The sequence below is a fragment of the bacterium genome, assembly GCA_040755755.1.
In the GTDB taxonomy this organism is placed as follows: domain Bacteria; phylum SZUA-182; class SZUA-182; order DTGQ01; family DTGQ01; genus DTGQ01.
The window spans coordinates 16,044-28,544 of record JBFLZW010000008.1 but is presented as its reverse complement, the minus strand read 5'-3'; the positions used below and the strand labels follow the sequence as shown (position 1 = coordinate 28,544).

Genomic DNA, 12,501 nt, shown 5'->3' with positions numbered 1-12,501 from the left:
CTGCGGGAGAAATACCAACTCTTATGTAAGTGCCATTCATTTTAGCGTCTTTGACTACCCTCTATTTCATAATCCAAAAAGAACCCGTCACTACACTATATTGGATATGATCTTCAGAATATTTACCATCAAGACATGGGGGTGTTGGAATAATCGCTTACCATGCCCAGGATCACAAAAAACTCCTTGACCTTTCCGGTGCTCCTTTTGTAGGATATCTCTTTCAAAGAGAAGTTTTGGTTTCTTACAACAAAAAGCCTTTCATTATGATGGCATTATGGAAGGAAAATCATGGAAGTCAGTCTCGATACACCTTTTCATCATACCGAGCGGTTTCTTGAGCTGATCGAGGGAAAAAGCTCCCTTGTCCATACCCGGGAAGGGAGGGAATGGCTCGATCAGAACTACCGGCATCTCAGGCGGATTGTCATGATGGAGCTGAAGGTTATCAGAAAATGGGAGCCCTGTCACTGTGCCGGATTCGTTGAGCCTTCAAACCAGGCGAGGCTGATTCCCCGGTGGAAATATCCTTTGACCTGTTTTTCTTCCCGGCGGTTGCGTCTTAACCTCCTCTTACTCAGGAACCGTGAGAGAATATATGAGCAAACCCGGCAGTTTTATGTCTGGCTTCGCAAGCTTCTGGAGTGCAGGGACCCGATACGGCAGGCTATTGAGAAAGACTATGATGACCTGCAATCATCCCTTGATCTGCTGAAGGAAAACCTGGTAAACCACCGGCTGCTGAAGCCTGAATTCAGAACCGGCGACTTTCCCGACCTGCTCTCTCACCTGCCTTCAGGCAGATGGTCTGTTCCTGTTGTCCGGAGTATGTCCATCCTGTTCCCTCGCGAGTGGATATCGAGCGAGAGCGTTATCGGTGTGCTTCGCAAGGCGATTGTGGAAAACCACAGAAGAGAGACGGAGCAACTGCTGGGGAGCCTCAATAAGTCGATCCAGACGGTAGTCAACAATCTGGAGGCTTTCCAGGCTTACCTGGCAGGGGATACGGATGAAAAGGAATCCTCTTCCTTCGCGGAAGTTTATAATCAACGTTCCGCCAGGTGGATAGACAGATTTTATCAGGAGGCTCGTGAGCAAATCAGCCGTTCCCGGAAACGTTCCCTGGCCAATGCATCGACAGCCATGGATACGGTCGTTCAGCTCAAACAGAGCTCATGGCCAAAGGTACGGAGAAAATTTATCCTGCGAGGGCTTAAAAAAGCGGCCCATACCGTAAGTGAGACGAATAAAAGTCAGCTTCACCAGGCAACCGCCAGGGGCGAAGCCTGGTATTTTCAGCTTATCAATGAAAAGCTGAAGCCGGCCATGGGCATAACCCACAAAGCCAAAGTCCATGCCAAGAGTCTGACCGTGGACCCCCGCTGGCTGGAGACTCCCCGGGTACCGGCCCAGCTTTCAGAGGTTATTCTGGACAGGAAAAATCCTGCCCTGCTGGTGATTCCGCCCCAGGTCCTGGCCGTGATCACCCTGCTCAAGACCCACTACGATCAGAACCACACCGGAAATCTCCTGTTTCTGACAGACCATATGACCGGCAGCTTCGGCATGATCGGCTACCTGCTCACTACTCATTTCCGGGACCGGAAATACAAAATTTACCGGCATACCATAACCCGGCCTCTCAAAGAGCTGCCCGGCTTCGACGAGCCGATTGTCTTTCTGGATAATTTCGAGCGCATGCTCCTGATCGATGAGGAAAATCTTGCCCTGGCCATGCACCTTGTCGAGCAGGTCATGAATTCCTCAAAGCTTATGGTGATCTCGGTCAATCAAATAGTTGCCGAATATATCCGGGCCGCCATTCCGGCTTTCTCGCGGTTCCTGTTCGAAATCAACCTCAGCAAGTATGAATTTTCCTCTTTCAAAAGCATCATAGAAAAGAGGATGCTGATTTCCGGCTTCCAGTTCGAGTATAGCAATGAGGCACTCTTCTGGGCCAGTCTTTACCAGATCAGCTCCGGTATTCCCGGCGTGGGACTGCGAATATTCCTGCGGTGCGTAACCCCGGTTGATAATGACCGGATCATGCTCAGCTATAACCTGCCAAACCCCAGGGAATACTTTCACTCCCTTGCTTTGAAGGAGCTGATAATACTCAAAAAAATCCTCATGCACCCTTACCTTGAAATCGAGGCCATTAACAGGGCGGACATTCCCCGGACCAGGATGGCAATTCACAACCTGCATAACATGGGACTCCTGATTTCCCGGGGGACCCGCTACTCGATACGTCCGGAATTGTACGGAAGCTTACGGGATTACCTGATGCAGATCAACCTCGTTTAACAGGAAGATTATGGATAATTTGAAAATATTAATGGAAGGCTTCAAGCTGTCATACTTTCAGGTGTTAGCAGTTCTCGCTGTTCTCCTGATAACTTATCTCCTGAGTCAACTCCTGCTGAAGATAAGTCTGGCCCTGATCGAGCAGCAGACGCTGTGGATACGCCACCTGCGCTATTGGATACCGCTGGCCCGCATACTTGTCTGGAGCTTCGGCATTTATGTCTGCTTCGACATCCTCTCGCCCCCCAAGGAGATCCTTTTTGCCGCCGCTACCTCGGCGGGAGTTGCCGTAGGGCTTGCAGCTCAGGAGCTGATCAAGAACCTGTTCGGTTCCATGGTTATCTGGTCAGACAAGCTCTATCAGGAGGGAGACCGGATCATGATCAACGATATGGAAGGAGTGGTGCAGTCTATCGGCCTGCGGTCCACCAAAATCAGGGCGTATAACGATACCCTGATCATTGTTCCGAATTCCCAACTGCTGAATACCACGGTTACCAATGCTAATTTGGGTGAATCATCGTCGCCGGTTCTGGCTGATTTTTACCTGCCGATCAACACCGATCCCCAAAAGGCACTGGAATGCAGCCGGCTGGCAGCTTTAAGCTCCGATCTCATCGAGCCTGCCAAGCCGCTCGTCGTCCTTGCCGCCGATGTCCTGTCAGGCGATATCCCCCTTACCCGGATACAGGTCAAAGCTTATGTCAGGAATGCCAAGTATGAAAAGATGTTTATCAGCGATATCACCAAAAGGGCCAAGAGACTCTTCAGGAAATATGACCTTTATGGAAACGGGGAACCCTTTACCCAGGAAGAATGGCCAAAGAGCAGCGTAGAGGAGGAAGAGAGGGAGGGCTAAGTTATACTGCCTGGGGTTTGTCCACTGCCTTCCTGGTCTTCAGGTGGATCATCAGCACGGAGATAGCCGCCGGGGTCATTCCTGAAATGCGGGAAGCCTGGCCAAGGGAGAGAGGCCGGATTTCGGTAAGCTTTTGCTTCAGCTCATTGGACAGGCCGGACAGGCGCCGGTAGTCGAGGTCAGGCGGGATCCTGACTTTTTCCAGGCTCTGAAACTGCCTGATCTCCTGCATCTGCCGCTGGATATAGCCGTCATATTTTACCTGGATCTCGATCTGGCGCACAACTTCCGGGTCCATACCGCTCAGGCACTCACCCTCCTGGCAGGCTGCAAAAGCCGTGAGGTCAGAAAAAGTCAGCTCGGGACGCCGCAGGATTTCCGCCAGAGTGACCACCTTTTGCAGCGGGGCTGATCCTAATCCGGCCAGGGTCTGGTTTGTTCCGGCATTGGGCAGGACTCTGATCGAACCGAGTTTTTCCAGCCCCCGGCGGATAGCCTCTTCTTTTTCCCTGACCTGCTCGTAGCGCTCCCTGCTGATCAGGCCAAGCCGGTGTCCTTTTTCCGCCAGCCGAAGGTCCGCATTGTCCTCCCGCAGGAGCAGCCGGTATTCGGCCCGTGAGGTGAACATCCGGTAGGGCTCGCGCGTTCCCCGAGTAACCAGGTCATCCACCAGAACGCCCATATAGCCTTGCGACCGGTCAAGGATAAAAGGCTCATCGCCCCGCACCGCCTGGGCGGCATTGATTCCGGCCCACAGCCCCTGAGCTGCGGCCTCCTCATAGCCTGAGGTGCCGTTGATCTGACCGGCCAGGTAAAGGCCCTGGATCAGCTTGGTTTCCAGGGTGGGCTTGAGTTGGGTGGGAAAGATAAAATCATACTCGATGGCATAGGCCGGTCTCATGACTTCAGCCTCCTCGAGCCCCCTGACCGAGTGGACAATACCCAGTTGAATTTCATAGGGGAGGCTGTTGCCAAGGCCGCTTGCATACATCTCCTCGGTTTCCAGTCCTTCGGGCTCGATGATCACGTGATGGCTCTGCCGCTCAGGGAATTTCATGACCTTGTCTTCAAGGGAGGGGCAATAGCGGGCCGAGATGCCGGTAATCGTTCCATTGTAGAGAGGCGAGAGGTGAATGTTTTTCCGGATCAGATCATGAGTTTTCTCGTTCGTCTGGGTGAGATGGCAGGGCAGTTGCGGAAGATCAAGGCGCGTTGTGGACGAGGAAAAGGGCCGGGGGGAATCATCACCCTCCTGGCGGGTCATCACGGAAAAATCGATGGTCGAGGCCCGCAGCCGGGGAGGGGTTCCGGTCTTCAGCCGTCCGATCTGAAAGCCAATTTTCAATAAATCGTCGGCCAGCCCTTCGGCGGAAAACTCACCGGCCCGGCCGGCAGGGAAACTCTCGGTCCCGACATGGACCAGGCCGCGAAGATAGGTTCCGGTAGCCAACACCACTGTCTGAGCCAGGATCTCGCCCTGAAGCCTGGTCTTTACTCCAAAAACCCGGTGACCATCCACCAGCAGCCTGTCAACCATTCCCTGGCAGATGTGCAGGCGGCTGGCCTTTTCCAGGACTTCCTTCATGGCCATATGGTAGCGGAGCTTATCGTTCTGGGCCCTGGATCCCTGGACCGCCGGACCCTTGCTGGTATTCAGAATCTTGAACTGGATGGTTGTCCTGTCCGACACCCTGCCCATTTCACCGCCCAGGGCGTCGATCTCCCGTACCAGATTACCCTTGCCAAGCCCGCCAATGGACGGACTGCAAGCCATATAGGCAATACCGTCAAGATTCATGGTCAGAAGAAGCGTCCGGCAGCCCATCCTGGCACTGGCCAGGGCAGCCTCACACCCGGCATGCCCTGCTCCGACCACAATTACATCATACTTCAATGACATTGTCCTCCCTGCATTCTTTTGATGGAAATTCCTGGTATACGGCCAGGTTATCACTATGTTATACTACAATGAAGCTCCGGAAGCAAATCGAAAGAAGAACCAACCACAGGAGTTGCGGCACTGGATGAGCGACAGGATTTACGATTTTAACACCTATCTGCGGAACCTTTACGCCGAGCGGGTACAGAAGATTACCATCGATGCAGGTTTCACCTGCCCCAATCGTGACGGCACGCGGTCCACCGGCGGCTGCATTTTCTGCAATCAGAAAGGCTCAGGCACAGGGCAGGCCCTGGCCGGTCTTTCGGTGCGAGAGCAGATCCTGCGCCAGCAGCAGTCGATCAGCCAGCGCTACAAGGCCAGAAAGTTCCTGGCCTACTTTCAATCCTTCAGCAATACCTATGCTCCACTGCAAACCCTCAAGCGCCTGTACGAGGAAGCTTTATCCGTTGAAGGGGTCGTGGGTCTTTGCATCGGCACCCGGCCTGACTGTATCGATTCCGGGATCGTGGACCTTCTGGAAAGCTATGCGCAGGATCATCTTGTCTGGCTCGAACTGGGGCTGCAATCCTTCCATGATCAAACCCTGCACAGAATCAATCGCGGACACGGAACCAGAGAATTCCTCGATGCCGTTAACCTGGCCAACAGCCGCAAAGGTATTAACATCTGTGTCCATGTCATCCTCGGCCTGCCCGGAGAAGAAAAGTCCGATATGATCGATACTGCCTGCAAGCTCTCACAGCTTGCCATCCACGGGATTAAAATCCATCTTCTGTATGTAATTAAAGGCACTCCCCTGGCCGCTCTGTATCAGCGGGGCGAGTATTGCTGTCTCACCAGAGAGGAGTATATCGACATCCTGTGCGAATTCATTCAATACCTTCCTTCTGATATGGTTATCCAAAGGCTTATCAGTGATCCCCACCCAGATGAGCTGCTTGCTCCGGCCTGGGCCCTGAATGGAAGCGAAAACCGCCGGAAGATCGAGCAGGCACTGGCGGAAAGAGACATCCGGCAGGGGCAGAAGTGGAAAGAGACTTCCCAGGGGCAGAAAAGGGGTGGGGGTAGTGTCGAGGGATTCGCTAATCGATCCAGGGACGGGCCTGCTTAATCTGCAACTCATTGTCCCGGGTAACCTTAAATTCGATGTCCATTGCAAAGTCCATATCCTCGTCAGGTATTTGATAGACTCCTCTAAAGTAACTGTGGATATCAGCCATTGCACGGATAAGCTGCTGTATATGCTGATCACTCATTACATTCTCTCCATTTTTCGTTTTATTTGAACGCCGAATGGACAGAATTTCATATTTGATTTCCCAGTTTGAAGCTGGAATCCTGGCAACCAGAAATTCATCGGGAATAGATTCTTCTTCCGGATTCGTAACCAGGTCTTCCCCAACCTGGACATTTACATAGAATCCTTCCCAATTTGGATCAAAAATATTTTTTGTCACCGCAACTCCATTGGCAAGCTCATTCGAGTAATTATGATGGATAAGGACACCCATTGCAGCCTGGAAGTGATCTATGCGGTAAAATTCTCTTTCTTCAAAAGCCCGATACGTCCAAAGACTTGCCCACACCTGGCGGATAGTATTAATAAACCGGCCCTCGTCCGGTGTATGGGTATAGGATTCATAGAGGCCGGCACCGTTAAATCCTTCTAAATCTTCGTTGTTTGTGCTTGAGCGGGCCCGAACATCTCGTGTGGAATCACGGCTTCTGAGATTATTATAAACCGCTTGCAGCTCTTGATCCATCCACCAGGGCACACTGCCCTTCTTTATTTTTTTCCTGAAGGCAGCGAGAGCTGCCTCGCGTGCCTGGGCATCGGTTCTAAATGCCTCATCAGCCATCATCTCTCTGGCTCTCTGGTAAAAATTGTTATATTTCATAAACTCGTCATAAAAATAAAAGGGCACGGCAAAACCATCGGGAACCATTTCCCTGGGAAGAAATTTGGCAAGTTCCGCAACATTGGCCGCTTTTACTCCGTAAGCCGTAAAATCTGATTCCCCGATGTCACTCAAAGCTGCTATTGCTGTCACGCTCAAATCTCTTATGGGGAACTGAGGCTCGGACGGCCGGATCGATTCAAAGAAAGCATCAACATCGTCCTGACTCGCCGGTTCGATGGTGAACCCATCGGGAGTCACCTGGAAATGCACATATTGGCCAATGAAAGGAGCGATATCAGGATGGGTCGAAGCATTCTTTATGTACACATTCGGGGTATTATTCTGGTTGGCTTTCAAATTGATATGCGAAAGGGGTGTCTGGGGTGTTTCGGTGATAATTCCCGCCACATGAGTCAGGTCATTGGGAGCCGTTCTGAAGATGACGATGTCTTTAGCCGTTACAGCCTCGTTGCTTTTGATTACCCTGAGAAGCCCGTATGCTTCTCCAGGATTCAGCGGGCTGTAAGCGGTATTTCCAAAAAGCTCTTCACTGCTGATGGTTTTTACGGAAGAATTTTCATATTCGGCTTTCTCTTGCTCAAATAAATTCCGTTGAATCTCTCCAACAGCATGATAGGCAATGTTCGACCTGGCAAAAGGCATTTTGGCGGTTATAAGATCATAGGCAATCTTGACAAATTTAAACTTCACCGGATCAGTGGGCCAGAATTCAAGAGCATAAATCCCTTTTCCGCCGGTTTCAGGCTGATAATTGCTGTAGGCAATCAGAGAACCGGCAAGATTTTTCCGGTTATGGTCGGTAAAGTAGGTTTCCGAATTGAATTTATTGAGGTCGGTATACATTTGTAAGACATCTTGAGCGAAGAAAAAGTGATAGACATGCTTTTTCGTATTGTAAAAGTAAACAACAGGGTTCTCGGTATCAACTCCGGTGATTAAAAATTTTACTTCGCGGACGCTGAGAGCGCCAGGTACATCACCCACACAAGCCAGCGTTTCGAACATGGCCAGCTCATTAATCAGAGTAACTCCATCTGCAGGATCGATCTGTTTTGCTTGAGGATATTCAGGCTCAGGCTCTGTCCAGGGCCAGGAGAAATATCCCGGCCACGACAAATACCCTGCCGCTGGAACGATGCCTGGCCAGCCAGGTTGAAAAGCTCCCGGTTTGTACCAGGCAGCCCACAGGTCGGTATTGACTACTTCTCCAAAAACAGCCCTGAGAATATCATCTAGGCATGATGTGCTTCCCGATGAATAGACAAAAGGATTCCAATACTGATATCGACCGCTCGAAGCAGCATACAGAGTGTCAACTATATATTGATTGAGATTGTGCGGGTAACTTTGATTTGAATTTGGCAGGTAATACTGCCAGGCAGTAACTTCCGGGGACTGGTTCAGCCATATTGCAGGGTAGTATGCAACAGAGTAAAAATTCTGGCTTCCCGAACATACTTCTTCCTGAGACAAAAAAATAGCAGGAAAAAAGGTTAAGCAGATTAAGAGTATGTTTAAAATAGTAACATTAACTCTCTTCAACTGTAACCTCTCTTTTTATTGTACCGGGGAGAAGCCTATGCAGACAAAGCCTCCTATCCAAATCGCCTCCAAGGTGCGATCGTATAATGGGTTAATGGTACATGTCTTTGGTAAGCTATCTGCTGCTCTGTTCTTGATGGTTTTTAACCCTTAATTCGCATTATAATTTTCCTTCTACTTATAATTTTCCTTCTACTTGAGAAGCAAGAATATAGTGGTAATTGCTGCTGTTTGAGCAATGATAAGACCGACCATCCAGCCGACTACCCATTTAATCGTGCTGGATTTCGCCTGCTCTATTTTCAACTCAAGTTCTTTGATTTCTCTTTTCACTTCCAGGATGTCCCTTTTTACTTCCAGGATATCCCCCTTGGTAGCAAGATCATGTTTACGAGAGTCTATGATTGCTTCAATATCTCGCACTATAACCTGAGCTTTTTCTTTGCCCCAGGTCTCCGCGAAGATACTGAACAGTTCTATTCCCTGGGTAATAGTGCTCATCTTGTGGCTGCCTTTGCTTCATCCTTTTGAGACTCAATCCATTGCTCAATCTCTTCTTTTTTAAAGAGCCTTTTTCGGCCAAGTTTGAAAGAAGGGATTTCGCCTTTATCCATCCTTCGCCTTACCCATAGCTCGCTTACTCTCAGTAATTGAGCTACTTCTTTGATTGTATAAAATTTAGGTTCCATGATTTTCCCTTTATTGGTTAAATATTTCGTGAACTATCATAGTGTATCAATAAATTTATCGACACGTCAAGCAAATAATTCACCAGGATAAATTGATTCTCCTCCGCTATTGGTGAAGATTCAGGATGTTACATAAATATCTGAAGGCAATGCGGTCGTTGACCCCCAGAACGCATTTGGGGTGAGCTGCCGGAAAGAATAAATCTCTTGACAAGAACAACTTCTCTTGGTATTAATTACAGAAATTACTCAAAATCAATCTCACGAAGAAGTGGGAGAGGTAAAAAGAGATATCCTTTCCCTCAAGTGCAAGGGAGAAGGTTGTAATTATTTAAGCCATTTAAGCCATGAAGGCTTTTTTCGGACGGAATATCCGAAAGCTTTCATGGCTTTTTGTTTTTCCGGAGATGGAGGGTTTATTCTCCGGAAAAACAGGAAGTGACTGCTGATGACGGTGAACCAGGAACAATCACAGAACCACCGGTACTTTTAAGCCGGGGTTATGTTCATCAGCCATCACGATTCCATCATCGTGGTGGGATTCATTATTTCCCTTATGGATAGGGCTACATCCAAACCAATGGATGTAGCCCGCCGCAGGCAGCTTTTTATGAGGGGATATTCAGTGACCGGGTATGGACTATCATGAGGAGGGCAATCTGTTGATCATAGCGGTTGTCGATGGACATGCTGGTGGTATCGGGAGTTACGTCATCAAACGGCTCAGAGAGGAGGTGGAATTTCAGTCTCTGGAAATCATCGCCCTCGGTACGAATTCTCTGGCTACTTCGGTTATGATGAAAGCCAAGGCAAACCGGGGTGCTTCCGGAGAAAATGCAATCATGTATGTTGCTGATCGTGTAGACGTTATTATCGGAACGGTTAATGTGATCATGGCAAATTCCATGCTGGGAGAACTAACCCCAAAAATGGCGGAGGCTATTGCCAACAGCAGGGCCTGGAAACTCTTATTACCTCTTCCCATAGAGGATGTTTCCCTTATCGGCCATCAAGGCGAGCCGCTGCCGCATCTGACTGATAAACTCATTCAAAAGATTAAGGAAATGAGAGAAAGTGAAAAAAATCATGTGCGAAGCAAATGCCTATGTTGAAACGGAAGGGAATGAAGAACTTTTTATGGAATCGGTAGATGTGATTCAACCTGAGACTGAAAATAGTTTGTTAATTGTCGATATATTCGGCGATCAAAAAATTTTACAGGGGAAAATTAAAAAAATTTCGTTAATCGATCATAAGATTATTCTTGAGAAAACGGAATAACCGGCAAGATGCCCGAAATGGAGGACAAGATGCCCGAAATGGAGTAATAGTTAGAAGTATCAAAGCCATGAAGGCTTATCTTCCGGTTCAGAGACCGGGGTTCCTTCATGGCTTTTTTTATTCCTTAAAGCTATCGCTTTTTAATATTTTAAAGATAATAGTTGCACTAAATGATGAGATCCGTTATTATAAGCAACAAAATATAATATGCCTCTTTCAAATTATTTTTCCATCTTATGATAGAGGGGTGATATAAGCCCCCTTGATTGATGTAGAGGGGAGAATTTCACGAAAGGAGGTGAAAGGAGTATGTCGCATCATGAGAAACATGAAAAACATACTCACGAGCATACTCATCCTGAATCCCGTCATTCTCATGTACACAAACATGGTGACTGGTCTCACGAGCATGAACACACCGCCGGAACAGTAACTCACAGTCATGAACACGTGCACCTGACAGCAGGCGAGCATGGTTCACTCCACACTGATCATCAGCATCACGACGAACAACATAGCCATCAGCATTAAAACTGAACCCTGGAAAAGAGCCGGTAGCCTCTTTTTGAAGGTACCGGCTCTTTGGAAGGGACAATCAGGTTGGAAGTTTTCCCTTGACAAAAAGAGAATCAGTTGGTATTTATTATAGCAATAATTGCTTCGAGAAGGAGCGAAAGACTAAACAAAAGCAAGTTATTTCCGATCACAGAAAGAAAAGAAGGCGAAATAAAAGTCAGGTTATAAAAAAGCCATGAAGGCTTTTTCACCGGCCAGGAAACAGCCGGATGAGAGTATCTTCATGGCTTTTTTTGTTTATGGGCGGGCTTAATTACCCATAATTTCAAGAGACCGCGTACAATAGGTTCAAGTGAGAAAAGGAATCAGAAAGGGAGAAAGAATGAGAAAAGAGAAAATTTTTTATCCGGCTTTTATTTATCTCCTCCTTGCGTGTGTACTGAGCTTTGTTGGTACGGTACAGGCTGAGAAGCTTGAGATTGAAGGAACCATCGATCTGGATTTGTACGGATCAAAGCAGAAAAATACTGATAATTCCAGTGATGTCAAGCTGGATTTATTTGAGTTGTCCATCAACAGTGAGCTTGATGAGCATGTTTCAGCTCATGCTGTGGTTAATTATGAATACGAGGGCGGGGATGAAGAAGAGAGTTATCAACTGGTTGTGGATGAGGCTGCTATCACTTTGTCGAAGCTTGCGGATATGCCCCTTACCATCATGGCCGGAAAGTGGTGCCTTCCCTTTGGAGTGTTCAATAATCACCTGACCAGCGATCCTCTGACCCAGGATGCTTATGAAATCAATGCCCCGGCAGTAAGCTTTACCCTGGCTCTGGAGCAGGTTAAGTGGATGGATGTCTCCCTGGCAGGCTACTCCGGCAGAGAGGCCCGCTTCGCCGACCCTAATGCTGAACTCAAAAATGATTTTGGTAACTATATTCTCAATGCCTCCTTTGCTCCGGCGGAATTTTTCAACCTGAGTATTTACTTTGATTCGGAGCAGGGAGTGAATGAGCGCAATGATTCTCTGGGTGCCAGTCTGTCAGCAGCCTTTCTGGAGAAACTGACCTTCGATGCGGAATATATCAGGGCATTGCAAAGGGATCAGAACCGTCCAGAGGATTCTGCCTATTCCATCTCCGCGGCTTTCAAGCCCCTCTCCGTTCTGGAGCTGGTCGGACGGTTTGAAGGGTATGACGATGGTGTGGACGAAGTCCAGGATTATGAATCCGGTTCACTGATAGGTGAAGAGTACCGGGCAAGTGCAGGTGTCAATTATCAACTTCATGAGCATGCAACTCTTATGTCTGAATACCGGATTACCCAAGTGGAAGATGAAGAAGTATCAAAGATCCAGGACTGGACCCTTCGGTTGAGACTTGAGTTTTAGGATCCTTTTGGGGAACACTCCAAGGAAGGGCAGCACTGGTATCATTTACAATGAATAACTGACTTCTTTTCAGCAAGAGACGAAAGCCTGAG

At 48.5% G+C, this 12,501-nt stretch carries 11 protein-coding genes; 6 read left to right on the top strand and 5 right to left on the bottom strand.

The genetic code is table 11. The features are described 5' to 3' along the window. Positions 1-291 precede the first annotated feature (291 nt). The gene (locus tag AB1611_03150; protein MEW6378588.1) at positions 292-2,307 is read left to right on the top strand and encodes a hypothetical protein; all 2,016 of its coding nucleotides are present in this window, start codon (positions 292-294) and stop codon (positions 2,305-2,307) included. A gap of 31 nt (positions 2,308-2,338) precedes the next feature. Further along, positions 2,339-3,166: a mechanosensitive ion channel domain-containing protein gene (locus tag AB1611_03145; protein ID MEW6378587.1), complete on the top strand. Its 828-nt coding sequence runs from the start codon at positions 2,339-2,341 to the stop codon at positions 3,164-3,166. A 1-nt stretch (position 3,167) separates the two neighbouring features. Here the strand turns inward: AB1611_03145 and mnmG are convergent, their stop codons facing one another. Next, entirely contained in the window at positions 3,168-5,066 is a 1,899-nt protein-coding gene (gene mnmG, locus AB1611_03140) for a tRNA uridine-5-carboxymethylaminomethyl(34) synthesis enzyme MnmG (protein ID MEW6378586.1), read from the bottom strand. A gap of 124 nt (positions 5,067-5,190) precedes the next feature. On the opposite strand from mnmG, the gene AB1611_03135 reads away from it, so the two are divergent. After that, positions 5,191-6,180 (top strand): TIGR01212 family radical SAM protein, encoded by a 990-nt coding sequence (locus tag AB1611_03135; protein MEW6378585.1) that lies wholly within the window; start codon positions 5,191-5,193, stop codon positions 6,178-6,180. Here the strand turns inward: AB1611_03135 and AB1611_03130 are convergent. The 3 genes from AB1611_03130 to AB1611_03120 form a co-directional block, all read right to left on the bottom strand. Continuing rightward, positions 6,152-8,464, bottom strand: coding sequence for a PEP/pyruvate-binding domain-containing protein (locus AB1611_03130; GenBank protein ID MEW6378584.1), 2,313 nt, complete (start codon positions 8,462-8,464; stop codon positions 6,152-6,154). The two genes, AB1611_03135 and AB1611_03130, sit on opposite strands and share 29 nt — an antisense overlap. A gap of 261 nt (positions 8,465-8,725) precedes the next feature. Then, the gene (locus AB1611_03125) at positions 8,726-9,034 is read right to left on the bottom strand and encodes a hypothetical protein (protein ID MEW6378583.1); all 309 of its coding nucleotides are present in this window, start codon (positions 9,032-9,034) and stop codon (positions 8,726-8,728) included. After that, a complete protein-coding gene (locus tag AB1611_03120; protein ID MEW6378582.1) occupies positions 9,031-9,222 on the bottom strand; it encodes a helix-turn-helix domain-containing protein in 192 nt (63 codons plus the stop codon). The genes AB1611_03125 and AB1611_03120 overlap by 4 nt, the downstream gene beginning before the upstream one ends. A 635-nt stretch (positions 9,223-9,857) precedes the next feature. On the opposite strand from AB1611_03120, the gene AB1611_03115 reads away from it, so the two are divergent. Together AB1611_03115 and AB1611_03110 are read left to right on the top strand one after the other, a co-directional pair. After that, positions 9,858-10,334 (top strand): DUF3842 family protein, encoded by a 477-nt coding sequence (locus AB1611_03115; protein MEW6378581.1) that lies wholly within the window; start codon positions 9,858-9,860, stop codon positions 10,332-10,334. Next, a complete protein-coding gene (locus AB1611_03110; GenBank protein MEW6378580.1) occupies positions 10,309-10,503 on the top strand; it encodes a CooT family nickel-binding protein in 195 nt (64 codons plus the stop codon). The genes AB1611_03115 and AB1611_03110 overlap by 26 nt, the downstream gene beginning before the upstream one ends. A gap of 286 nt (positions 10,504-10,789) precedes the next feature. Here the strand turns inward: AB1611_03110 and AB1611_03105 are convergent, their stop codons facing one another. Then, positions 10,790-11,098, bottom strand: a complete 309-nt coding sequence (locus tag AB1611_03105) for a hypothetical protein (GenBank protein ID MEW6378579.1) — start codon at positions 11,096-11,098, stop codon at positions 10,790-10,792. A gap of 303 nt (positions 11,099-11,401) precedes the next feature. Here AB1611_03105 and AB1611_03100 point away from each other — a divergent pair, with 303 nt between their 5' ends. Next, positions 11,402-12,409, top strand: a complete 1,008-nt coding sequence (locus AB1611_03100) for a hypothetical protein (GenBank protein ID MEW6378578.1) — start codon at positions 11,402-11,404, stop codon at positions 12,407-12,409. Positions 12,410-12,501: the final 92 nt, after the last annotated feature.